A 22,993-nucleotide genomic window follows, 5' to 3' on the forward strand; every position below is an offset into this window, starting at 1 on the left:
AGTAGAGAAACGATGGCCACGCTCAAAACCCTCCGCACCCGCATTAATAGCGTCTCGGCGACGCAGAAGATCACTAGCGCTATGAAGATGGTGGCGGCATCGAAGCTACGCCGTGCCCAGGAAGCGGCGGAGGCCGCGCGCCCCTACGCCGATCGCATGGAGCGCATGGCGCGCTCGCTAGCCGATTGCCTGGCCGATAACGAGACGGCGCTGTTGCGGGGCACCGGCAAGAGCGATACCCACCTGCTGGTGGTAGCGACCTCGGATCGCGGGCTTTGCGGCGGCTTTAACAGCTCTATCGTCCGCGCCGTGCGTGCGCGCATCGGCGAGTTGGAGAGCGAGGGCGCCGCGATCAAGCTGTTTCTCATCGGTCGCAAGGGTCGCGAGCAGTTGCAGCGGAACCACGGCTCGCAGATCGTCGAGACCCATGAGGACATGGGCATGCGTGGCGCCAGTTTCGGCGACGCGGCGGTTATCGCCGCCAACATCGCCAATCGCTTCGAGGTCGGCGAGTTCGATGTCTGTACCATCTACTACAATCACTTCAAGTCGGCGGTAAGCCAGGTGGTCACGCCGCTGCAACTGATTCCCTTCACCAGTGCGGATAGCGAGACTGACGGCGGCGTGCAAGCTCCCGACGCGGTCTACGAGTTCGAGCCTGGTGAGGAAGAGATTCTGGCTGACCTGTTGCCGCGCAACATTGCTGTACAAATCTTTCGTGCGCTGCTGGAGAACGCTGCCAGCGAGCAAGGCGCGCGGATGATGGCGATGGACAATGCGACGCGGAGTGCCGGCGAGATGATTGACAGCCTGACACTGACCTACAACCGTACTCGTCAGGCGGTCATCACCAAGGAACTTATCGAGATTATTTCCGGTGCCGAGGCGATCTAGCCTAAGCACCGTGACGTGGAGATCGGGAGCAAACCCATGAGTAACTCTGTCGGACGCATAACCCAGGTGATAGGCGCCGTGATTGATGTGCAGTTCGAAGGTGAACTGCCGTCAATCCTGAGTGCGTTAGAAACCGATAACCAGGGCAACCGCCTAGTGTTGGAAGTGGCCCAGCATCTGGGCGAGAATACGGTACGCACCGTGGCTATGGATTCCACCGAGGGCCTAGTCCGCGGTGCCGAGGTCCGCGACACGGGCCAACCCATACAGGTGCCCGTGGGCCGTGAGACGCTGGGCCGCATCATCAATGTCGTGGGCGAGCCGATCGACAACCGAGGCCCGATCAAGGTAAAGCAAACGGCGCCAATCCATGCCCCTGCGCCCGATTTCGTCGACCAGTCGACCGAGGCCGAGATTCTGACCACGGGCATCAAGGTCGTGGACCTGCTGGCGCCATATGCCAAGGGTGGCAAGATCGGCCTGTTCGGTGGTGCTGGCGTGGGCAAGACCGTGATCATCATGGAGCTGATCAACAACATCGCCAAGGCGCATGGCGGGTTCTCGGTGTTTGCCGGTGTGGGTGAGCGTACGCGTGAGGGTAACGATCTTTACCACGAAATGATTGAATCTGGCGTTATCGACCTCGATGGTGACGAATCCAAGGCGGCTCTGATTTACGGCCAGATGAACGAGCCGCCCGGCGCGCGTCAGCGCGTCGCACTGAGCGGCCTGACGGTGGCCGAGTATTTTCGTGACCAAGAAGGCCAGGACGTGCTCTTTTTCGTCGATAACATATTCCGTTTCACCCAGGCGGGCTCAGAAGTGTCGGCGCTGCTCGGCCGCATTCCGAGCGCGGTGGGTTATCAGCCGACACTGGCCACCGACATGGGCAACCTGCAGGAGCGCATCACCACCACCAACAAGGGCTCGATCACCTCGGTGCAGGCGATTTACGTTCCGGCAGACGATCTCACCGATCCAGCGCCGGCGACCTCGTTCAGCCATCTTGATGCGACCACGGTGTTGAGCCGCCAGATCGCCGAGCTCGGCATCTACCCCGCGGTCGACCCGCTCGATTCCACCTCGCGTATGCTCGATCCGCGCATCGTCGGCGAGGAGCATTACGCGGTGGCGCGCCGGGTGCAGGAGATTTTGCAGACCTATAAGTCGCTGCAGGACATCATCGCCATTCTGGGCATGGACGAGCTGTCGGAAGAGGATAAGCTCACCGTTGCCCGGGCACGCAAAATCCAGCGCTTCCTTTCGCAGCCCTTCTTCGTGGCTGAGGTCTTCACTGGTACCGCCGGTAAGCTAGTCTCGTTGGAAGACACCATCGCCGGCTTTAAGTCGATCTGTGACGGCGAATGCGACGACATGCCTGAGGCATCATTTTACATGGTCGGTGACCTTGACGAGGCGCGTGAAAAGACTAAGGAGATGGCGGCAGAGGCCGCCTGAGGCGCACAATATGGCGGATGCCGAAAATAAGGTAGCCTTCGAACTCGTTTCGCCCGAGAAGCTGCTGATCTCGCGCCAGGTAGACATGGTGGTGGTGCCGGGTGAAGAAGGTGACTTCGGCGTTCTTCCCGGCCACGCGTCAGTGATAGCAGGTCTGCGCGACTGGGTGCTCGAAATCCACGACGCCGGCGAGGTCAGCGACCGCTTGTTCCTCTCGCGCGGCTTCGCCGAAGTGACGCCTGAGCGTTGCACGGTGTTGGCTGAGGAGGCTTTGCTGCTCTCCGATATCGACAGCGCCGGCGCCGAAGCGTCCGTGACCCGCGCTGAGCGGGCGTTGGAAGACGCCGGCGATGATGAGGCGCGCGCGGAGGCTGAGACCAAACTGACCCGCGCCCAAGCACTCGTCGAGGCGTTGAGTTACTTTAAGACCGGCGTTTAATCTGTCCGCAAGCTTTCGATGATGGGTCGGAACTCCTCAATCACGGCCTCGTAGACGGCGCGCTTGAACGAGACTACCAGCTCGGGCAGGCGTTCGGGCTCGATCCAGCGCCAGTCCTCAAACTCGGGATGATGGGTTTCCAGATTCACGTCGGAATCCTGACCGAGAAAACGCATCGCGAACCATTTCTGCTTCTGACCGCGGTAGCGCCCACGCCAAGCTTTGCCCGAGATGGCTCGCGGCAGCTCGTAATGATGCCAGTCATCGCTCTCTCCGAGAATATCGACGGCTTGTACGCCGGTCTCCTCGGCCAGCTCGCGCAGCGCCGCGTTGTGTGGTGATTCCCCCTTGTTGATGCCGCCCTGGGGCATCTGCCAAGCTGACCGCCGCATGCCTTTGCGCCAGCCGACGAAGGTGCAACCCTGAGCATTCAGCAGCATCACGCCGACGCAGAGCCGGTAGGGGCGGTCGTCAGCGCTCATCCTGCGGCGGTCTGCGCTCGGCGCGCGAGCATGACCATCAGCGGTGCTAAGGCAACTTCGTAGGGCAGCAGGTTCGACAGAGGTGGTTGGCTAGGCAGCCCATAAGTGCGGCCGCAGCGGTAGCCCGCGACAGTGCCCACCTCATGCCTTCTTGTCGAAAAGCGCCACGCCCGTTAATAGGTCGAGCGCACGCTGCAACTGAAAGTCGATCAATCCGCTGTCCATGCCGGAGCGCGCCTCGGTCGGCGGTGCTTCGGCATCGGGCTCGGCTTCAACATCCACATCCCCCGACGTTCCCTCATCGGTCGGCTCGGCGTCGCCGTCCGCAGGAGCATCGAGAGCGCCGCGCAGGTCCGACTCGCGCCGCTGGTCACTGTCCTCCACCGCTTCGAGCAAGGTCCTCTCGACGGTGATATCGGGCTCAATGCCGGTCGCCTGGATCGAGCGCCCCGACGGCGTGTAATAGCGCGCTGTGGTTAAACGCATGGCGCCGTTGCCTGGCAGCGGAATGATCGTTTGCACCGAGCCCTTGCCGAAGGAGCGCGTGCCGAGCACCACCGCACGGCGATGGTCCTGCAGCGCACCCGCGACGATCTCAGAGGCCGATGCCGAACCGCTGTTGATCAGCACCACCATAGGCAGGCCGTCGGTCAGGTCGCCAAGCTCTGCATTATAGCGCTGGGCGCTGTCGCTGCGCCGCCCGCGCGTGGACACGATCTCGCCTTGGTCGAGGAAGCTGTCGGAAACCGAGATAGCCTGATCAAGCAGACCACCCGGATTGTTGCGCAGGTCGAGCACCAGGCCTTTCATCCGGTCGCCGATCTCGTGGCGCAGCTTGGCGATACCTTCCCTGAGCCCGTCCTGGGTTTGTTCGGTAAACGAGGTGATGCGCACATAGCCGACATCGTCTTCGCGGCGCCAGCGCACTGAGCGGATCTTGACCACGTTGCGGACCAGATGAACGTCGAATGGCGCCGGCTCGCTTTCGCGCAATACGGTAATGGTGATCTCGGAGTCAATTGGGCCGCGCATGCGCTCGACTGTTTCGGACAGGGTTAGACCGAGCACCTGTTCGCCATCGATATGGCTGATCATATCGCCTGAGAGAATACCCGCGCGTGAGGCTGGAGTGTCATCGATCGGCGAGACCACCTTGACCAGGCCGTTCTCCATCGTGACCTCGATGCCGAGCCCGCCGAACTCGCCGCGAGTTTGCACCTGCATGTCCTTGAAGTCACGTGGTGGCATGTAGCTCGAATGAGGATCGAGCGTCTGCAACATGCCCTCGACGGCGGCGCGGATCAACTCCTCGTCGGTCACTTCCTCGACAAATTCCGAGCGCACGCGCTCGAATACGTCGCCAAACAGGTTGAGCTGGCGATAGGTATCGGAATTGGCCGCCCAGGCGGCACTGGCGATACCCAGAAATGTAACAACGCCGGCACCGGCGATTAGCAACTTGCGGATCATCCACTGACCTTTCGTTCACCTGACGCGAGCCATGGGATCGGATCTATGGGTTCGCCGCCATGACGAATCTCGACATATAGAAGCGTAGGGCCATCGGAGGAAACCGCTACACTGCCGACAGGCTCTCCCGCTCCAAGCCATTGTCCGACCATGGCGTCAACACGGGAGAATCCAGCTAAGAGCGTATGATATCCGCCCGCATGCTGTACGATCAAGAGTTGCCCATAGTTGCGGAACGGGCCGGCGAAAACCACAGAGCCCGCGCGCGGGGCCACAACTTGGGCACCGGGGCGAACCTCAATGCGGATACCAAGACTAGCGCCACCCGCTGCGAGGGGCTCGCCGAAATGCTCGACCACTTGGCCATGGGTAGGATAGGGCAGGCTCGACCCAGGCGCTGCGGGTAGGGCGACCACCTTTGTTGGTGCCGCCGGGGCCAGGCTGGCGCCGGGCTCGGTAAGCGCGATGGTGGAAGGCTCATCCAGAGTTTCGCGCCTAGCCGCCTGTTCCACGGTGATGCGCTCGACCAGCGATTTTAGGTCCTCGGCTTTTGCCGCCAGCACCAGCATTTCCGCCGCCAGATCCCGGCGTTCGGCCACCATGGCCGCTTGCAGGCTTGACTTGCGCTCCAGCAAGTGGTGCAGCTGGGTCTGTTCGCTGTTGTAAAGGGCGTTGGCATCAGCGAGGTTTTGCTTAGCCTGGGCGCCTGCCAGCCGCAAGACCTCCAAGGCTCGCAGCTCCTCCGCTAGGGCGATGGAGCGGTGTTGGAGCTCCGGCACCACGCTATCGAGGAGGACGATGCTGCGCACTGTATTGGCCCACTCAGCAGGTCTTCCGAGCATTGCGCTCGGCGGGGTGCGAGCGACCCACGTCAGCGCTGCCAATGCCGATTCGAGGCCAGCGCGATGCCGGGTATAGGCGGCTTTGGCGGTCGTCTGTCGCGCTTCGATATCGGCCAGCGCGCGCTCGCTGTCACCGAGACGGGTCTCCTGCTCTTGGACGGCCGCGGCGGTGTTGATAAGCTGCCCGCGGATCGTCGCGATCTCGGCAGCGACCGCATGGGCCTCCCGGTCAAGCGCTGCCTCGCGCGCCCCTCCTTCTTCCAACGCGCGCTCGACGGCATCGAGGGTCCGGCCCGTGTTGCCGCTGCTCTCTTGTGTCAGGCCGTCTGTCGGCGCGGTGGAAACTGTCGCGGCTAGCGCCGCGGCGAGAAGCGGTCGACGCCGGCGCTCATCCTGCCGCACTGCGCTGGGGCTTAGGTGCGGCGAGGGCGAGCAGAGAATGCCCGGACATCTCGGCTGGCACTGCGAGGCCCATCATGGCAAGCACCGTCGGTGCGACATCCGCTAGGCTGCCGTCCTCAAGACCTTCCGCCGTGCCGCAGGCGAGCACCAGCGGTACTTTGTTAAGTGTATGCGCCGTATGAGGTTCACCGGTTTCCGGATCGCGCATTTGCTCGACATTGCCGTGGTCCGCTGTGACCAACAGCATGCCGCCGGCTTGCTGCACCGCCGTCTCGATACGGGCGAGGCATACGTCTACCGTTTCGACCGCGCGCTTGGCCGCGCTCATGTTGCCTGTGTGGCCGACCATGTCGGGGTTGGCGTAGTTGACCACCACCAGCTCGGCTTCGCCATTATCCAGTGTGGCCACCACAACGTCCGTCACCTCTGCCGCAGACATCTCCGGCTTGAGGTCGTAGGTCGGGACCTGCGGTGAGGGGATGAGAACGCGGCGTTCGCCTTCGTGCTCGTTCTCGCAACCGCCATCGAGAAAAAACGTCACATGGGCATATTTTTCGGTCTCGGCGACGCGCAGTTGTCGCAAGCCGGCGGCGGCGACGGTCTCGCCGAGGGTGCTGCTGAGGTCGAGCGGCGTGAATATGGTACCGAGTAGGGCATCGAGCGCCGCGGCATAACGGGTCATGCCGAGCGCTGCGGCGAAAGTGACGCGGTGACGCCGCACGAAGGCATCAAATTCCGGGTCGAGCAAGGCGGTCAGGATCTGGCGGACGCGGTCGGCACGAAAATTCGCCATCAGTATGCCGTCACCATCTGACATGGGCACCGCATCTGCGATCAGCGTTGGCAACACGAACTCGTCGCTCACACCCTTGGCGTAGTTGGCAGAAATTGCCGCTGCGGCAGTTTCCAAGCGGCGTCCCTCGGCCAGCACGTAGGCGTTGTAGGCAGTTTCAGTGCGTTGCCAACGCATGTCGCGATCCATGGCGTAATAGCGCCCGCACAGGCTGGTTAGCGAGACATCGGGCAGGTCTGCGATTTCGGCCTCGAATGCAGCGATAAAGCCGTCCGCGCTGCGTGGCGGTGTATCGCGGCCGTCGAGCAGCGCATGCGCACGCACCGGAATGCCGGCGGCAGACAGCGCCCGGGCAAGCACCACCATGTGGTCCTGATGGGAATGCACGCCGCCCGGCGAAAGCAGTCCGAACAGGTGACAAGCGCCGCCGCTTCGGTTGAGCTTGGTCATGAAATCCGTCAGCGCCGGCATGGTACAGAGAAATCCGTCTGCCACGGCCGCGTCAATGCGCGACAGATCCTGGAGGACTACACGCCCGGCGCCGATGTTCATGTGACCAACTTCGGAATTACCCATCTGGGCTGCGGGCAGACCGACGGCGATGGCCGAGGCGTCGAGCTGGCTGCAGGGGCGCGTCGCGCGCCAGCGGTCCCAGGTCGGCGTGGCACCCACGGCGATGGCATTGTCGCTGCTCGCGGTCCCATCACCCCAGCCGTCGAGAATACATAGAACGACAGGTGAGCTTGCCATGGCTACTGGGTGGCTATCTCGGGCAGCGGCATCGACCACATCTTTTCTAAATTGTAGAAGTCACGGACTTCTGGACGAAAGACATGAACGATGACATCGCCGGCGTCGATCAGCACCCAGTCACCTTGGGCCAGGCCCTCAGTGCCGACGGGTCTAAAACCGCTCTTCTTCAAGCACTCGACGAGATGTTCGGCGATCGCTACAACATGCCGATGGGAGCGGCCGCTGGCGATGATCATGGTATCGGTGATGGTTGTCTTGCCGACGAGGTCGATGACGGTCACGTCCTCAGCCTGGTCTTCCTCGAGCGAGCCGGTGGCAAGCAGGCGGACTGCTTCGGCACGCAAGGATTGGCTAGCTTCGCTTATGTTACGCTCCTCTTCTTAATTGCACCGTCGCTCCAGGTCCCGGCCTGCCGTATTGCCGTCGCCGAGAGAGGATCGAGGGCGCCGCCTACGAACGCCCATGCTGGCGCTGGCGCTCCGACCAGACTGGTAGCCTTTCTTGCAGGCTTGCGAAACCTCGCGAATCGCTTTGCTGCCGGTGACCTAAACGCTCTCAGAGAATAGGTCGGGCGGGCAAAAATCGCAACGGGGACAATGCGTAGCAACTCCGGCCAGCGGTGCCAGGCATGCAGTTGGGCCAGGTTGTCGGCGCCCATGATCCATACGAAACGGGCCTTCGGCAGGCGTCGGCGAAGGATGCGGACCGTATCATGTGAAAAGCGGGTTCCGAGGGCCGCTTCAATCGCCGTGACGCGGATCGGGCCATGGCCAGCGCAGCGTCGGGCCTGGGCCAGGCGTGCGGCCAACGGCGCCATCTCGCTGCTCCCTTTCAACGGGTTCTGCGGCGAGACCAGCCACCACACTTCATCGAGCCGCAACAGGCGCACGGCCCGCAGGCTGATGCGCCGATGCGCGGCATGGGCGGGATTGTACGAGCCTCCAAGCAGGCCCACGCGCCGGGCTCTGCCGAGCCGCGCCAACTCGCCGGCGATGGCACCTGGCGCGCTCAGGATCGGGTTTGTCCGCTGCCGTGGACGACGTATTTGTAGCTGGTCAGCTGCTCCAGCCCGACCGGCCCACGTGCATGCAGCTTGCCAGTGGAGATGCCGATCTCGGCTCCCATGCCGAACTCACCGCCGTCGGCGAACTGGGTCGAGGCGTTGTGCAGCACGATGCCGCTGTCGACGCGGTCGAGGAAGCGCTCAGCCGCTTCTTTATCCTCGGTGATGATGCTGTCGGTGTGATGCGAGCCATGCGCGTCTATATGGGCGATCGCCTCGTCCACGCCATCGACCGTCTTGATAGCGATGATGGCGTCGAGATATTCAGCATCCCAATCCTCGCTGTTAGCGACTATGACCCGGTCATCCACCGCTCGCGTCTCGGCATCGCCACGCACCTCGCAGCCCGCGTCCAGGAAGCTCTTGACCAACTGCGGTAAAATCTCCGCCGCCGCCGCTTTGTCGACTAGTACGGTCTCGGCCGCGCCGCAAATGCTGGTGCGCCGCAGCTTGGCGTTGAGGCAGATGGATTCCGCCATATCGGCCTCTGCCGCGCCATCGACATAGACGTGGCAGATGCCGTCGAGATGCTTGAGTACGGGCACCCGGCTCTCTTCGGCGACGCGCGCTACCAGCGACTTGCCGCCGCGCGGCACCAGCACGTCGATATAGTCCACCATGGTCAGCATTTCGCCCACCGCGGCGCGATCGCGCGTGGGCACGAGCTGGATACAGGCTTCGGGCAGGCTGGCAACCTTGAGCCCCTGCACCAGCGTCGCGTGGATGGCGCGCGAGGAATGGAAGCTTTCCGAGCCGCCGCGCAGAATAGCCGCATTGCCAGACTTGAGGCATAGACAGCCGGCGTCTGCCGTCACATTGGGTCGCGATTCGTAGATGATACCGATGACACCGAGCGGCACCCGCACGCGGCCGATCCTGAGGCCGTTTGGGCGCTTCCATTCGTCGATCTTGAGGCCGACCGGATCGGGTAGGTCAGCAACCGCCTCCAGCCCTGCGGCAATGCTCTCGCCGCGTGCTGGATCGAGCGCCAGACGGTCGAGCAGCGCATCCGTCATACCGCGTGCGCGGGCCGCTTCAATGTCCTGAGCGTTGGCTTCAATCAGGGTTTTTGTGTCGGCTCGCATGGCCTCGGCAGCGGCACGCAAGGCCACGTTCTTGGTCTCGGTCGAGGTCCGCGCGAGCGTCGCTGCAGCGTCTTTGGCGGCTTCGCCCAGGGTCCGCATCATGGCAGTGATGTTTTCGCTGCCGTCGCTCATCTGTTTTCTCCTGAGGTATCCAGAACAAGCACCAGATCGTCCCGGTGAATCATCTCCTCGCGGCCACGATAGCCAAGGATATACTCGATTTCACGGCTTTTGTGGCCGGCGATACGCGCCGCGTCCTCGCTGCCATAGGCGCAGAGGCCTCGGCCTAGTTCGCGGCCTTCGTGGTCGCGCACGAGAACCAGATCACCGCGCTCGAAGCGCCCCTCCGCCACGGCGACACCTGCCGGCAACAAGCTGCGGCCCCTGGCGAGGGCCCGTGCTGCGCCGTCGTCGATCACCAACGCGCCTTGTGGCTGCAGCGTGCCGGCGATCCAATGCTTGCGCGCCGTGCGTGGCTCTCCGGCCGCCACAAACCAAGTGCAGGCTGCACCCTGTTCCAGGTCACGCAGGCAATGGCTGGCAGCGCCTTTGGCGATCACCATGTGGCAGCCCGCGCCTGTGGTGATGCGTGCGGCGGCGAGCTTCGTGATCATGCCGCCCGAGCCCTCGTAGTTGCGGCTGCCGCCGGCCATGGCTTCGATCTCCGGCGTGATGGCGGTGATTTCCTCTAACCGCTCGGCGCCGGTGTCGTGCGCAGGGTCAGCGGTGTAGAGGCCGTCGATATCTGAGAGCAGTACTAGCACGTCGGCGCTTGCCATCTGTGCCACGCGCGCTGCAAGGCGGTCATTATCGCCGAAACGGATCTCGGCTGTCGCCACCGTGTCGTTCTCGTTGATCAGGGGTAGGGCGTTCATTCCGAGCAACTGGTCGATGGTGCTGCGGGCGTTGAGATAGCGCCGCCGGTGCTCGGAATCTTCTAGCGTAAGTAGCACCTGCGCCACGGTGATGCCGTGACGGTCGAGCGCTGCCTGATAGGCATGGGCGAGACGAATCTGGCCGACCGCGGCACAGGCCTGCTTCTCCTCAAGCTTGAGGGTTGCGCCGGTGATGCCGAGGGCACGGCGACCGACGGCGATGGCGCCGGATGAGACTACCACTACCTCGCGGTGGCGCGACCGCCACGCCGCGATGTCTTCGGCGAGCGCCGCCAGCCAATCTTCGCGCAGGGAACCGTCATCCACCTCGGTTAACAGGGAAGAGCCGATTTTGATCACCACCCGACGGGCGGCAGCGAGGCGGTTCTCGTTCATGGCGTCCACAGCACCGGCTCCTTATCGGCGCGGCTCTCGGCGACGGTCGCGGCGATGATGGCAAGCGCTTCTCTGACGCCTGCACCCGTGACCGACGACAGCGCCAGCACCTGGCTTGCTCCTGCCGCGATTAGCTCAGCGCGGATCGCGGCGATGATCTCATCGTCCGCCAGGTCGCACTTGCTCAAGCCGACGATTTCCGGCTTCTCGGTAAGGCCATGGCCGTATGCGTCGAGCTCTGCATGCACCGTATGCCAGTTAGCGACCGGATCCTGGGCGCTGATGTCGATCAGATGTAGTAAGGCGCTACACCGTTCGACATGGCCGAGAAAGCGATCGCCCAGGCCCGTGCCTTCGTGAGCGCCCGCGATCAGTCCCGGAATATCGGCGATGACGGTCTCGCCATCGCCAGCCTGCGCCACGCCCAACTGGGGGGTGAGCGTGGTGAACGGATAGTCGGCTATTTTAGGTTTGGCATGGCTGACCACGGAGAGGAAGGTCGACTTGCCAGCATTGGGCATCCCGACCAGACCCGCATCGGCGATCAGCTTCAGTCTTAGCCAAAGCCAGCGCTCTTCGCCGGGAAAGCCCCCTTCTGCCCGGCGTGGCGCTTGATTGGTTGAGGTCTTGAAGGCGGCGTTGCCGCGACCACCTTTGCCCCCTCGTGCCAACGTCGCTGTTGTGCCTTTTGCGGTCATATCGGCGACCACGGTTTCCTTGTCGTCCTCGAGGATAACCGTGCCGACGGGCACGCGGATCGTCAGCACGTTCGCAGAGGCGCCGGTGCGGTCGCGGCCCTCGCCAGGCTTGCCTCGGCGTGCCTTGAAATGTTGGCGATAACGGAAATCGATCAGCGTGTTGAGTGCCGTCACGGCTTCGGCCATCACGTCGCCGCCGCGCCCGCCATTGCCGCCGGCCGGACCGCCGAACTCGATATACTTCTCGCGGCGAAAGGCGACACAACCATTGCCACCGTCGCCGCTCTTCACAAAAATCTTAGCTTCGTCGAGAAACTTCATAGTGCGCCCGCCGCTTGCAACAAATAGCGCCGGCAGGGGACGAACTGCTGGCGTGCCTGGCGCCACTGCCAGTCGCTGCCAGTGTAACGGAAGCTGCACTTCTCCAAAACGCGCTGTGAGGCCGGATTGTCGAAATAATGCCGGACGCATACGCTTTTAGCGCTGAGCGCCGCAAAGGCATAGCCGCTAGCCTGCTGCGCCGCAGCCGTTGCGAAGCCCTGCCCCTCCGTGTCGCCGTTCGAATAGCCAAGCTCGTAGCGCCTGTGGCCCTGGTGCCGCAAGGTGACCGCGCCCGTCATCAGACCGCCGCTGTCGAGACAAAAGCTGATCTCGTGCCCGCTCTCCACCAAGGCCTCGCGCTTGGCGATCCAGCGTGCTGCGGCCCGGGTCGGGTAAGGGTGGGGGATGCGCGAGGTCATGCGGGCCACCCGCCAACTTGCGCAGATGGCTTGCAGGGCTGCTGTGTCGCCGGCGCGGAAAGGCCGCAGCCAAATGCCGTCGCAGGTATCATCGAGAATCTCTGGCGCGCCGCTAAGCATGATCGTGCTGTTAGCGAAGTGGGAATACAAAAAGGGAGATGGTGGCCCATCTCCCTGCTTCGCGTGATCCGTTTTGACATGGGCGCCACCGTCAGTGGGGGGCACCCACCGACCGTTATGAGGATTCGCCCGGTCGCACTGTGTCGACATCGACAGACACGAAGGTGCGGCCGAGCCGGCCGGAGCGGAACGTCACCTTGCCCTCGGTCAGGGCGAAAAGCGTATGGTCCTTGCCCATGCCGACGTTCTCGCCGGGATGGAACTTGGTGCCGCGCTGGCGCACAATGATATTGCCTGGAATGACGATCTCGCCGCCATACTTCTTGACGCCGAGTCGCCGGCCCGCCGAATCGCGGCCGTTGCGTGAGCTGCCGCCCGCCTTTTTATGGGCCATTCTTCTATCTCCCTAGGCGTCGGCCCTGATATCGGCGATGCGCAGCACGGTCTGTGCCTGGCGATGGCCGCGCTTGCGGCGATAGCCCTGGCGGCGTTTCTTCTTGAACACGATGACCTTGTCGTCCCGTGCCTGCTCAAGCACCGTGGCGGTTACTTTAGCGCCGGAGACGGTCGGCGTGCCGATGGTTGCCTCGGCGCCCTCGCCCACCATCAGTACATCGTTGAAGGCAATCTCGTCGCCGGCCTCGCCGGACAGGCGCTCGACGGAGATCACATCGTTCTTAGAGACACGGTACTGCTTGCCGCCGGTCTTTATGACTGCGTACATGATGCACCCCAACGTGCGGCGCCCAGAGCGTGCCGCCAAATTTCGTGAGGGCGCGACTATAGCGCCTGCCGTGGCCCTGTCAACGCCGTCCACCAAGGGCGCTTGCCGCAGCAGAATCCCTGGGTTAGGTTCCGCCGGCCTCACGATAAGGGAGCCCGTGGAGGGGTGCCGGAGTGGTCGAACGGGGCGGTCTCGAAAACCGTTGTGCGCTTTGCGTACCGTGGGTTCGAATCCCACCCCCTCCGCCACTACTTCTTGATCACCGCTTTGACGTTCGCGAGCGATGTCACAGAAAGATTCATCAGCACAGACGCGAGGCTATAATGATCAGGAAAGGCAAGACGCCGCCACAAGTCCGCTCCCTGCACCCGCATAAAAGCAGACGTATCGGAGAGTTCGCAGGTCGACAGCCGATTGTATAAGTATGCGGGTCACGGGCTATCCAGCGTAAACGAAATTTTGCACCCGGCCTGACGACTTGGCGACTGGCAATAGCGGGCAGTGTTACTCAACCAAACCAAGAAACTCGTCTACCGTGCGCACGGCATGTGCTATACGCGGGTAATCGAGCTCGATCGCCGCTTTTTGCTCGGCTGGGGTGAAAGTCGCAACCGCGTCTTTCAGAAACGTGGTGTGATAGCCCATCTCCACGGCATAGCGCCCAGTCGACTCGACACAGGTGTTGGTAGCCAAGCCGACCACGATAACATGATCGACGCCGCGTTTGCGGAGCTGGTAGTCAAGATCGGTGTTGGCAAAACCACTCGACAGCCAGTGCTCATCGGCAACGCCATCACCCGTATGCGGCTGCAGGTCAGGATGCCACTCGCCGCCCCAGGTGCCGTCCGCGAAGACTTGGTATTTGGCGACGGCCTGATGCACAGGGTGGGGAAACTTCCAGTCTGCGAAATCGCCCTCACGCCAGCGACGGTGGGGTGCATAGACGACATGCACGCCCCTAGCGCGCGCAGCCTCGACCAGCCGTTTCAGGTTGGGTACTAGGTTCACCGTTTCCGCGACCGGTTGCACCCGGGGCCAGATCTTGCCACCCTCGGAGATAAAATCGTTATAGGGGTCGACCATGATCACGGCCGTGGTGGCGGCCGGATAGCTATCGTCCGCCGCAAAAGTCGGTGTTGTTGCGACAAGGATGGCCAAGCTCAGGGCAAATCCCAAACGTACCAGCATATTGTCGACTCCCATGCTCATTAAGGCGAAAGTTGTCCAAATTAACCTACAGGTGTTTTTATTAGTTTTGTTGCCACTGACAAGTGCTTCTCGTGATAATTTTACTGTCCGGCAAATAGTCAACTATGTATTCACAGGTTCCGGTTATCCCTTTATATTTTCCCGTGCCACCCGCTATCTCTTGGCGCCCTGCACCACCACCCCCAACTGATTGGTCACCGGCACTCCTTCTAGCCACGGCATACCATTTGTCGCCTGATGAATCAGTGAATGTGCCGGGCGACTCTAGATCTATGCCAGCGTCTGATTTCTTTGCGTAGATAGCACCCAAAATTGTGCCACTGGAGCCTGCTTCGAATGGGCCGCCGCTACTCTTAATTATGGTTACCGTACCGTCCAACGTCCCCACTCGAACCACATGGTCCAACTGCTCCACCGTTGCGAAGTCGGTGACGGCACTTAGGATAAGCTCATAGGTACCACTCTTGACGTGATGGTCTGCAAAAGCCATTTGTGTAGCACACAAAGCGCTTATTGCAGAGACCAGTACCACACCCATTTGATTCCGAACTGACATTTATTCTCTCCCCTCCAAATTAGTGATAATTATTTTTTGTTAGTTTGATGGAAGTATTTGAAAGTTGTCAATGCTGCCGTCTGGTGGGCGCCGGAGAGCCATAGAAATTCAGGCTTCTTCTCTGAGGTCTAAGCCATTAAATGGAGCTAAAATGCCGACAGGGTATGGGACTGTGGCTCTTTGAGAGTTTTGCTGAGCGAACCGAATGTAACGCTCGCCAGTGGTCGACTCCCACTCGGCACGCTTACTATGTGCTTACTGAAGATAGACTGCGATAAAGGTGATCCCGAAGCCCTTTAAAAATATTGGAGCGGGCGATGAGATTTGAACTCACGACCCCAACCTTGGCAAGGTTGTGCTCTACCCCTGAGCTACGCCCGCGCTCCAGTAGGCCTGGCGCCCTTGGCGGCGCCCGGCGGGAGCGCGATAATAGGGGATGGATCGGGCGATGCAAGTGTGCTGTTGCGGCGGCCGGGCGGTGGCCTGGTGAGTGAGGCGCAGGCGCGACTTTTCACCCGTCTCGAAGCGCTCGGTATCGCCAGTGAGACGGTCGAGCATGCACCGGTCTTCACCGTCGAGGAGGCGCAGCGACTGCGGGGCGAGATCCCGGGCGGGCATTGCAAGTCTCTGTTCCTAAAGGACAAGAAGGGCGGGCTGTGGCTGGTGGTGGCGGATGAGGCACGGGCTGTCGACCTTAAAGCCCTGGCAAAGCAACTCGGGGCGCCGCGCTTTTCGTTCGGCAAGCCCGATCTGTTGCGTGAGGTGCTTGGCATCGAACCCGGCTCGGTGACGCCGTTCGCATTGATCAACGATCCAGGGCACAGGGTCACGGTGGTGCTGGATAAGGCCATGCTGAAACAGGAACGGCTCAACTATCATCCGCTCGCCAACACCGCCACCACGACCATCGCCAGCGCCGATCTGCGAGCGTTCATTGCGGCCTGTGGGCACGAGACGTATATAACGGAGCTGGACTAGACTCGGGCCAGCGTAGAAGGGGACGGCAGTATGGAAATGATGATTGGCGGCAATGAGGCGCCGGCCGACGCGATTAAGGATTCGGATACCGCCGGGTTCGCCGCCGACGTCATAGAAGCCTCACGCGAGGTGCCGGTGGTGGTCGATTTCTGGGCCGGCTGGTGCGAGCCCTGCAAGACCCTCGGCCCAGCCCTGGAGAAGGCGGTGCAGGCCGCCGGCGGCGCGGTCAAGTTGGTCAAGATCGACGTAGATGCCAACCAGCAGCTGGCGCAACAGCTGCGCGTGCAGTCGCTGCCTACGGTACTGGCGTTCAGCAATGGCCAGCCTGTCGACGGTTTCGTCGGTGCCGTGCCGCCGAGCCAGATCAAGAGCTTGATTCAACGACTCACCGGAGATACCGGTCCGTCCGAGGTCGAGCTCGCCCTGGAGCAGGCTGAGCAGTTGCTGGCGGCGGGCGATGCCGAGGGTGCTGGCAACCTCTATTCCCAAGCCCTCGCTGCGGAGAGTGACAATCCCAAGGCTGCGGCGGGCCTCGCCCGCGCTTTACTGGCGACCGGTGACGCGGCAGCGGCGCGCGAAGTTCTCGACGGCCTCGAGCCCGAGCTTGCGCGTAGCTCAGAGGTTGAGGGTGCGCGCGCGGCGATCGAGCTTGCCGAGCAAAGCGAGAACGCGATCGATGACAGCGAGACCGAGGCCTTGCGGGCGAAAGTGGCGGCCAACGAGAATGACCACCAGGCGCGCTTCGACCTGGCGGCGGCGCTCTTCGTGGCCGGCGACCGCGAAGGCGCGATCGATATCCTGCTCGAGATTGTAAGCCGCGACCGGGCCTGGAACGATGAGGCCGCGCGCAAGCAGCTAGTCAAGTATTTCGATGCCTTCGGCCAGACTGATCCGCTGACAATCGACGGCCGCCGCCGGCTGTCCTCGATCCTTTTCTCCTAAGTTGCAGGCGGCCATGCGCCCGGGCTCCTTCGCCATGCTGCCCGATACCTTGGCGGTGTTCCCGCTGGTGGGCGTGTTGCTGCTGCCACACGGGCGCCTGCCGCTCAATATCTTTGAGCCGCGTTATCTGGCGATGACCCAGGATACGCTCGGGGCCGAGAGTCTGATCGGCATGATCCAGCCAAGCGATCCGGCGGACGCCAGCGAGAACCCGCCGCTCTACAACGTCGGCTGTGCCGGGCGCATCAGCGGCTTTGCGGAGACCAAGGATAATTGCTTTCTGATCACGTTGACCGGGCTTTGCCGCTTCGCCGTGCGCGAGGAGCTGGATCTGGTTCAGGGTTACCGCCGGGTGCGGCCGGACTGGTCGGCCCACGCCGGGGACATGCGCATGCCCGATCCGGCGGTAGTGCCCCGCGACCGTCTTCTGCCGTTGTTGAAGGCCTATTTAGCCGCACACGACATCGAGGTTGACTGGCACGCCATTGAGAAGGTGTCGAGCGATCAGCTCGTCACCTCTCTAGCCATGGCCTGCCCTTTCGCGCCGAACGAGAAGCAGGCGCTGCTGGAAGCGCCACATCTGGCCGACCGGGCCGAGTTGATGATATCGCTGCTTGCTATGGCAGCGCTCGACGGCGGCGATACGAGTGACATGGTCAACTGACAAGGAGAGAGCCTATGGCCGAGAAGCGTGACGAGCGGGGTCCGATGGTGGATCCCAAGTTGCTCGAAATTCTTGTATGCCCGCTGAGCCATGGGCCGTTGTCCTACGATCGCGAGCGCCAGGAGTTGGTCAGCGAACAGGCGGGGCTGGCTTATCCGGTGCGCGAAGGTATCCCCATCTTGTTGGTTGACGAGGCACGGCGTCTGGATGACGAGGGCGCCGCCGCGTGAGCGAGGCCGCGCCCTGGCCCGAGGAGATCCGGCTCGTCGACGGCGGCCGCCGTCTCGAGCTGCGCTTCGACGACGGCGCCAGTTTCCCGTTGACGGCCGAGCTATTGCGCGTGGAGAGTCCCTCGGCCGAGGTCCAGGGCCACGGGCCGGGACAGAAGACACTGGTTGCCGGGCGCCGACATGTCGCCATCATGGCCGTCGAGCCGGTCGGCAACTACGCCGTCCGCCTACGCTTCGACGATTTGCACGATAGCGGCATCTACGCCTGGGATACCCTCTACCGCATGGGCCAGGACCAGGACGAACTCTGGCAAGCCTACCTCACCGGCCTGGAGACCCAGGGCCTCAGCCGCGATCCCTAATACCGTCACACCGCGATCAGATTGGCAGCAGGCCCATGGCATGACGCATGAAGACGCGCTTCAGCGGCGGCAGCTTGTCGACCGCGGCCAATCCGAGGTCGCGGGCCAGGCGCAACGGCGCGATGTCGTTTGAGAACAGCCGGTTGATGCCGTCGGTGGCGAGACCCATGCTGAGCACGTCGAAGCGGCGGCGGCGGGCGTATTCGGCGAGGCCCGCCGCGGCTCCGGGATCGAGGCCGAGGGCTGCGGCGTAGCCTAGCACCTCGGCCAGAGTGGTGATGTCACGCAAACCTAGATTGAGGCCTTGGCCGGCGATCGGATGGATGGCGCGTGCGGCATCGCCGACCAGCGCCAGGCGGCGATCGGTCATGCGTGAGGCCCAGGAGAGCGACAAGGGATAGCTCCAGCGCTGCCCCACCGGTTTGACCTCACCGAGATAGTCGGTGAAGCGCCAGGCGATCTCGGCAGCAAAGTCGTCATCGTCGAGCGCCATCATGACCGGCGCCAGGTCCGCGCGCTCGGTCCAGACCAGCGAGGCGCGATTGCGGCACAACGGTAGGATGGCGAATGGCCCGGCGGCGAGAAACCGCTCCTGGGCGATGCCGCGATGGGGGCGCTCATGCGCGACTGTGCAGACGATGGCGGTCTGATGATACGGCAGCCGGTTGACGCCGATGCACGCGCTATTGCGTGTTGTAGAAGTGCGGCCATCAGCGGCAATGGCAAGGCATGTCCGCACGTCGCGTCCGTCGGTGAGCCGCGCGGCAACGCCGGACGTGCTGCGTTCAAGCGAGGCGACTTCGGCGGGGGCCAGGTGAGTTACCTTAGGCGTCCCGGTGATGGCGTCGTGCAGCGCCGCGCGTGTCACCCGGTTCTCGACCACATAGCCTAAAGGTTCCTCGCCGATGTCTTTATGGTCGTAATGCAGGAAGAAGGGTGCATCGCCGTCCGAGACCCGGATCTCGAGAATTGGTTGCGCTTCGTCGACCATACTCTGCCAGACGCCGATATTGCGCATCAGGCGCACCGAGCCAGCGGCAAGCGCTGAAGCACGCCCGTCAGCTGCGGCGGCAAGCGCCTCGGCCGGTGCCTCGCGATCGATAACAACGGAAGTCAGCCCGACGTCCGCCATGGCGCGTGCGGTCGTCAGGCCGATCATGCCACCGCCGACGATCAGCAAGTCCGCGTCCAGGGTCTCGGAATTTCGTGCCGCCATAGGGTGAGCTTCGATCCTTCGGGCGGTATTGTCCAGTGCGAACCCCGGCTTTGACGCGGCTCTCGCAGGCCCTATAACCGGGCGGTGACGACGGGGGCAACATGATGACGGCGCTGGCCTGGGCGGGCACTCTAGGTGGCACCATGTGGTTGGCGCTGCTGCTGTTGCCGTGGCGGCCGTGGGGCACGCGCGAACGCCTGGCCCCGGCTACAGTTGTAGCGGTGCTCGGCGATGTTACGGTGCTGATTCCGGCACGCGATGAAGCTAAGACCTTGTCGCGCACCCTGAGAGCGCTGGCCGAACAGGGTGACGGGCTCGAAGTCGTTGTCATAGACGATCAGTCGGGTGACGGCACGGCCGCGGTAGCGCTGGCGGCCGGCGCACAGGTCATCGACGGTGCGCCGCGGCCAGCGGGCTGGAGCGGCAAGCTGTGGGCGCTGGAGCAGGGACGGCAACAGACGGCGCGGCCGCTCGTGCTGCTGCTCGATGCCGACATCGCATTGGCCCCAGGCATGCTTGGCGCCCTACTGGCCAAGCGCGCCGAAAGCGGTGCCGCGCTGGTCTCGATCATGGCCACGCTGTCGACGGCGACGCCATGGGAGCGACTTTTGATCCCAGCCTTCGTCTATTTCTTCAAGCTGCTGTATCCCTTCGCCCTATCCAATGTGCAGCGGGCCCCGGTGGCGGCGGCGGCGGGCGGCTGCATTCTCATTTCGCGGGAGGCACTCGACGCGATCGGTGGCTTCGCAGTGCTGTCGAGCACCCTGATTGACGATTGTGCGCTTGCTGGAGCGGTTAAGTGCAGCGACCGGCGCACCTGGATCGGGCTAAGCCATGGCGTGGTCAGCCATCGCGTTTATGCCGGGCTGGCACCGATCTGGACCATGGTGGCGCGCACCGCCTACACTCAGTTACACCATTCTCGGGCTTTGTTGGCATTGTGCACGGGGCTGATGGTGCTCGCCTTCTGGGCGCCGCTGCTAGTGTTGCCCGCCCTGCCAGCCTGGCCAGCGGTCGTCGCGGCGCTCGGCCTGGCGGCGATGCTGCTGAGCTATCAGCCCATGTTGCGCTTCTATCGGCGCTCGCCGGCATGGGCGCTACTGCTGCCGTTCATTGGCACGCTTTACCTTGCCATGACCTGGAGTTCGGCCATCGCGTCGTGGCGCGGTCGCGGGGTCAACTGGAAAGGCCGGCGTTACACGTAAAAAAGGGAGAGCCGCAGCCCTCCCTTTCCGGATGTCGTACTGATCAGCCCAGCATGTCGCTCCAGATCGAGTGCGCCCAGTCTTCGGCATTCTGCTTGATCAAGGGGGTGCGCGCGGGCGACAGGCCGCTGGCGCCCTTGATGGGGAGAATACGGTTTTCCTCGTCATTGTAGTCGTAGACAGCGCTGACAGAGATTCCTTCCTCGCCGCTGACTAGGCTGTAACAAGTGTTGGCCATGCTCGGGCGTGGCGTGTCGCGGCCGTTCATCAAGGCCACTACGGCAGCGGCACAGACCTTGCCCATAGAGTTGGCGATGTAACCCGATTTCGGCACCTTGCCGACCGTTGTGCCGTCGGTGGAATCGCCCACGATATGCACATTTTCGGCCACGGTTGAGGAAAAATCCCAGGGGTTGACCGGTGCCCAGCGGCGATCGCCAGGCACCAGACCGGCCTGGAAGGCGAGGCTGTTGGCCTGCTGCGCCGGGATGACGTTGGCAACATCGGCCTTGACCTCATCGAAGTCGCTATAGAGCGTTCGTGTCGCGGGATCGACCCGGACCACGTTGTTGTCGGGCCGGTAGTCGATGATGCCGCCATAGAAGTCATCCCAGGCCGCCTTGAACAGTTTGCCCTTGGAGACGATCTTACTGTTTGCGTCGAGTACAATGATCTTCGAGCCTGGTTTGTTGTTCTTGAGGAAGTCGGCGATCAGCGAGATGCGCTCATACGGTCCTGGCGGGCAGCGGTAGGGCCCAAAGGGCACTGACAGCGCAACTGTGCCACCGGCCGGCATGGCGGCCAGCTGATCACGCAGCATGACCGTCTCCTCGCCGGCTTTCCAGGCGGCGGGAAAGGTGCCTGGCGCCGCGTCGTCCAGCCCCTCTATCTCGCTAGTGCGCAGCGTGATGCCCGGTGATAGAATGAGGCGATCGTATGCGATGGTGCCTTCGCTCACAGTCACCGTTTGGGCCGCAGTATCGATGCCGGTCACCGTACCACGCACCAGCTTGACGCCGTGTTTGTTGACTAAGCCCTCATAGCTGACGGTGATATCGCCCATGCTCTTGAGGCCGCCGATCACCCAGTTGCTGATGGGGCAAGAGCGGAAGGCGGCTTCGCGCTCGATTAGTACGACTTCGATGCCGGGGTCCTGCAAGCGGATGTACTTGGCGGCGGTGTTGCCGCCCCAGCCACCACCGATAACGATGACGCGCTTGCCCGTTTTGGGCATGATCTCGCCCTGGGCGAGCGCCGGCAGGGGCAGGGTGGATGCGACGATGGCACCGGCGCCAGCGGCGCTGGTATGCAGAAAGCGTCTGCGGGTAATGGTCATGAATCTCCCCCTTATCGCTGGCTGGCGTAGTAATGCGCCGCGGCCACGATGTCAGTGTCGTCGATGTCGCCGAGCGCGGCGGAGGCAACCGGATGGTTGCGCGTGCCGGTCTTGTAGGCCAGACTCGAGTTGATCAGATAGGTTGCTGGCTGCCCCGCCATGCGCGGGGCCGCTTCGGCGCCGACGCCGCCGGCGCCGTGGCAGGCATCGCAGAACTCTTCGGCTACCGTGGCACCGGCCGCAGCGAGGTTTGCATCGAAGGCGGTGCTACTCGGCACCCAGGTCTGCTTCGACAGCCATTCGGCAATGCTGTCGATTTGATCGTCGTCATAGCCGGACGCGATGATCTTCATCACGTAATAACCGCGGTCGCCGCTCTGGTAATCGCGCAAGGCCTCAGCGAGAAATTCGGCACTTTGTCCGCCGATGATCGGGATCGTCTCCCCGACCGATGCGCCGTCGGTGCCGTGGCAGCCGGCACAGGTCTGTGTCAGGCGAAAGCCATCGTCGGCGCTTGCTGGCACGGCCAGTAAGGCGAGCGTAAGGACTGCTACTGTGGCAGCCTGTTGCCCGAGGTATCGGAGTCCACCCATTATCTCCCCCTAAATGCAATCGAATCGCAACTGTGTCAAACATAGCACAGTTGCCCGCAATCGCGATCCGGTCATCGGTATGAGCCGCTGGTTCGAGAGCGCTGTACACGCGCGCTTGATGGGCGGCTTGCTACTGGGCTTGTTTGCTAGCCTTGCGGCAGGGTTATTTGGCAAGCATCGGCGCTGCTCGGCGGTGCTCTAGTGTTGGCGGTTAACCTGCCGCCGCTCGGGCCCGGCCGCGAAGCCCTGATCCTGGCAAGCCAGGGTGGCCGTTTGCGCGCCACCTCGTTATTGAATCCCTCAGCTGCGAGCTGATGGATGATAAGGTCACCTGCGTCTCGGGCGAGGGGCTGTTCCTGCTGCGTGGGACGCTAGCCCCGCCGAATAGCCGCACCTCGCAAGGTTTTGCTTGCCAGCGCTGCCCCCTCCCGGCTTGAATTGGGGCAACAGATTGACAGGCGGATGACA

25 protein-coding genes and 2 tRNA genes are annotated in these 22,993 nt (G+C 62.9%); 10 read left to right on the plus strand and 17 right to left on the minus strand.

The features are described 5' to 3' along the window. Nucleotides 1–12 precede the first annotated feature (12 nt). From QF629_07565 to atpC, 3 genes are read left to right on the plus strand one after another with little or no spacing between them, the layout of a single operon-like run. Nucleotides 13–894, plus strand: coding sequence for a F0F1 ATP synthase subunit gamma (locus QF629_07565; GenBank protein ID MDP6013385.1), 882 nt, complete (start codon nucleotides 13–15; stop codon nucleotides 892–894). A 36-nt stretch (nucleotides 895–930) separates the two neighbouring features. Continuing rightward, nucleotides 931–2,352 (plus strand): F0F1 ATP synthase subunit beta, encoded by a 1,422-nt coding sequence (gene atpD, locus QF629_07570; protein MDP6013386.1) that lies wholly within the window; start codon nucleotides 931–933, stop codon nucleotides 2,350–2,352. A gap of 10 nt (nucleotides 2,353–2,362) precedes the next feature. Continuing rightward, nucleotides 2,363–2,791, plus strand: coding sequence for an ATP synthase F1 subunit epsilon (atpC, locus tag QF629_07575; protein ID MDP6013387.1), 429 nt, complete (start codon nucleotides 2,363–2,365; stop codon nucleotides 2,789–2,791). On the opposite strand, the gene QF629_07580 is transcribed toward atpC, so the two are convergent. The 12 genes from QF629_07580 to rplU form a co-directional block, all read right to left on the minus strand. After that, entirely contained in the window at nucleotides 2,788–3,273 is a 486-nt protein-coding gene (locus QF629_07580; GenBank protein ID MDP6013388.1) for an RNA pyrophosphohydrolase, read from the minus strand. The two genes, atpC and QF629_07580, sit on opposite strands and share 4 nt — an antisense overlap. A gap of 141 nt (nucleotides 3,274–3,414) precedes the next feature. Beyond that, nucleotides 3,415–4,743, minus strand: coding sequence for a S41 family peptidase (locus tag QF629_07585; protein MDP6013389.1), 1,329 nt, complete (start codon nucleotides 4,741–4,743; stop codon nucleotides 3,415–3,417). After that, nucleotides 4,740–5,987 carry a peptidoglycan DD-metalloendopeptidase family protein gene (locus QF629_07590; GenBank protein MDP6013390.1) on the minus strand — a complete coding sequence of 416 codons (1,248 nt, stop codon included), beginning with the start codon at nucleotides 5,985–5,987 and terminating at the stop codon, nucleotides 4,740–4,742. Before QF629_07590 ends, QF629_07585 begins: the two co-directional genes overlap by 4 nt. Beyond that, a complete protein-coding gene (gene gpmI, locus QF629_07595; GenBank protein ID MDP6013391.1) occupies nucleotides 5,974–7,530 on the minus strand; it encodes a 2,3-bisphosphoglycerate-independent phosphoglycerate mutase in 1,557 nt (518 codons plus the stop codon). The genes QF629_07590 and gpmI overlap by 14 nt, the downstream gene beginning before the upstream one ends. A 2-nt stretch (nucleotides 7,531–7,532) precedes the next feature. Beyond that, complete coding sequence (gene rsfS, locus QF629_07600; protein MDP6013392.1) at nucleotides 7,533–7,877, minus strand: ribosome silencing factor; 345 nt, start codon at nucleotides 7,875–7,877, stop codon at nucleotides 7,533–7,535. A gap of 17 nt (nucleotides 7,878–7,894) precedes the next feature. Continuing rightward, nucleotides 7,895–8,527: a nicotinate-nucleotide adenylyltransferase gene (locus tag QF629_07605; protein MDP6013393.1), complete on the minus strand. Its 633-nt coding sequence runs from the start codon at nucleotides 8,525–8,527 to the stop codon at nucleotides 7,895–7,897. A 14-nt stretch (nucleotides 8,528–8,541) separates the two neighbouring features. After that, entirely contained in the window at nucleotides 8,542–9,813 is a 1,272-nt protein-coding gene (locus QF629_07610; protein ID MDP6013394.1) for a glutamate-5-semialdehyde dehydrogenase, read from the minus strand. Beyond that, nucleotides 9,810–10,952 carry a glutamate 5-kinase gene (gene proB / locus QF629_07615; protein MDP6013395.1) on the minus strand — a complete coding sequence of 381 codons (1,143 nt, stop codon included), beginning with the start codon at nucleotides 10,950–10,952 and terminating at the stop codon, nucleotides 9,810–9,812. The genes QF629_07610 and proB overlap by 4 nt, the downstream gene beginning before the upstream one ends. After that, a complete protein-coding gene (obgE, locus tag QF629_07620) occupies nucleotides 10,949–11,971 on the minus strand; it encodes a GTPase ObgE (protein MDP6013396.1) in 1,023 nt (340 codons plus the stop codon). Before obgE ends, proB begins: the two co-directional genes overlap by 4 nt. Beyond that, nucleotides 11,968–12,510, minus strand: a complete 543-nt coding sequence (locus QF629_07625) for a GNAT family N-acetyltransferase (protein MDP6013397.1) — start codon at nucleotides 12,508–12,510, stop codon at nucleotides 11,968–11,970. Before QF629_07625 ends, obgE begins: the two co-directional genes overlap by 4 nt. A gap of 115 nt (nucleotides 12,511–12,625) precedes the next feature. Then, complete coding sequence (gene rpmA / locus QF629_07630; protein MDP6013398.1) at nucleotides 12,626–12,904, minus strand: 50S ribosomal protein L27; 279 nt, start codon at nucleotides 12,902–12,904, stop codon at nucleotides 12,626–12,628. Nucleotides 12,905–12,916: 12 nt separating this feature from the next. Continuing rightward, a complete protein-coding gene (rplU, locus tag QF629_07635; GenBank protein ID MDP6013399.1) occupies nucleotides 12,917–13,234 on the minus strand; it encodes a 50S ribosomal protein L21 in 318 nt (105 codons plus the stop codon). Between the two features lie 159 nt (nucleotides 13,235–13,393). Here rplU and QF629_07640 point away from each other — a divergent pair. After that, nucleotides 13,394–13,482, plus strand: a tRNA-Ser gene (locus QF629_07640). A gap of 256 nt (nucleotides 13,483–13,738) precedes the next feature. Here the strand turns inward: QF629_07640 and QF629_07645 are convergent. Both QF629_07645 and QF629_07650 read right to left on the minus strand, forming a co-directional pair. Then, on the minus strand, nucleotides 13,739–14,317 hold the full coding sequence (locus tag QF629_07645; protein ID MDP6013400.1) for an isochorismatase family cysteine hydrolase: 579 nt from the start codon (nucleotides 14,315–14,317) through the stop codon (nucleotides 13,739–13,741). Nucleotides 14,318–15,305: 988 nt separating this feature from the next. Beyond that, a tRNA-Gly gene (locus tag QF629_07650) sits at nucleotides 15,306–15,380 on the minus strand. Nucleotides 15,381–15,458: 78 nt separating this feature from the next. Here QF629_07650 and QF629_07655 point away from each other — a divergent pair. Genes QF629_07655 through QF629_07675 form a run of 5 tightly spaced genes read left to right on the plus strand, consistent with a single transcriptional unit; the run spans nucleotide 15,459 to nucleotide 18,175 of the window. Beyond that, nucleotides 15,459–15,977 carry a prolyl-tRNA synthetase associated domain-containing protein gene (locus tag QF629_07655; protein ID MDP6013401.1) on the plus strand — a complete coding sequence of 173 codons (519 nt, stop codon included), beginning with the start codon at nucleotides 15,459–15,461 and terminating at the stop codon, nucleotides 15,975–15,977. A 30-nt stretch (nucleotides 15,978–16,007) separates the two neighbouring features. Beyond that, nucleotides 16,008–16,919, plus strand: a complete 912-nt coding sequence (gene trxA / locus QF629_07660; protein MDP6013402.1) for a thioredoxin — start codon at nucleotides 16,008–16,010, stop codon at nucleotides 16,917–16,919. 13 nt (nucleotides 16,920–16,932) lie between these two features. Continuing rightward, entirely contained in the window at nucleotides 16,933–17,583 is a 651-nt protein-coding gene (locus tag QF629_07665; GenBank protein ID MDP6013403.1) for an LON peptidase substrate-binding domain-containing protein, read from the plus strand. 14 nt (nucleotides 17,584–17,597) lie between these two features. Further along, the gene (locus QF629_07670) at nucleotides 17,598–17,813 is read left to right on the plus strand and encodes a Trm112 family protein (GenBank protein MDP6013404.1); all 216 of its coding nucleotides are present in this window, start codon (nucleotides 17,598–17,600) and stop codon (nucleotides 17,811–17,813) included. Then, nucleotides 17,810–18,175 carry a DUF971 domain-containing protein gene (locus QF629_07675; protein ID MDP6013405.1) on the plus strand — a complete coding sequence of 122 codons (366 nt, stop codon included), beginning with the start codon at nucleotides 17,810–17,812 and terminating at the stop codon, nucleotides 18,173–18,175. Before QF629_07670 ends, QF629_07675 begins: the two co-directional genes overlap by 4 nt. 16 nt (nucleotides 18,176–18,191) lie before the next feature. On the opposite strand, the gene QF629_07680 is transcribed toward QF629_07675, so the two are convergent. Continuing rightward, entirely contained in the window at nucleotides 18,192–19,391 is a 1,200-nt protein-coding gene (locus tag QF629_07680) for a UbiH/UbiF/VisC/COQ6 family ubiquinone biosynthesis hydroxylase (GenBank protein ID MDP6013406.1), read from the minus strand. A gap of 101 nt (nucleotides 19,392–19,492) precedes the next feature. Between QF629_07680 and QF629_07685 the strand changes: the two genes are divergently transcribed. Then, nucleotides 19,493–20,596 (plus strand): glycosyltransferase, encoded by a 1,104-nt coding sequence (locus QF629_07685; protein ID MDP6013407.1) that lies wholly within the window; start codon nucleotides 19,493–19,495, stop codon nucleotides 20,594–20,596. A gap of 43 nt (nucleotides 20,597–20,639) precedes the next feature. On the opposite strand, the gene QF629_07690 is transcribed toward QF629_07685, so the two are convergent. Beyond that, on the minus strand, nucleotides 20,640–21,932 hold the full coding sequence (locus QF629_07690; GenBank protein ID MDP6013408.1) for an FAD/NAD(P)-binding oxidoreductase: 1,293 nt from the start codon (nucleotides 21,930–21,932) through the stop codon (nucleotides 20,640–20,642). 11 nt (nucleotides 21,933–21,943) lie between these two features. Beyond that, entirely contained in the window at nucleotides 21,944–22,525 is a 582-nt protein-coding gene (locus tag QF629_07695; GenBank protein ID MDP6013409.1) for a c-type cytochrome, read from the minus strand. Nucleotides 22,526–22,993 lie beyond the last annotated feature (468 nt).

It is taken from the genome of Alphaproteobacteria bacterium (genome assembly GCA_030739735.1).
GTDB lineage: Bacteria > Pseudomonadota > Alphaproteobacteria > UBA7887 > UBA7887 > UBA7887.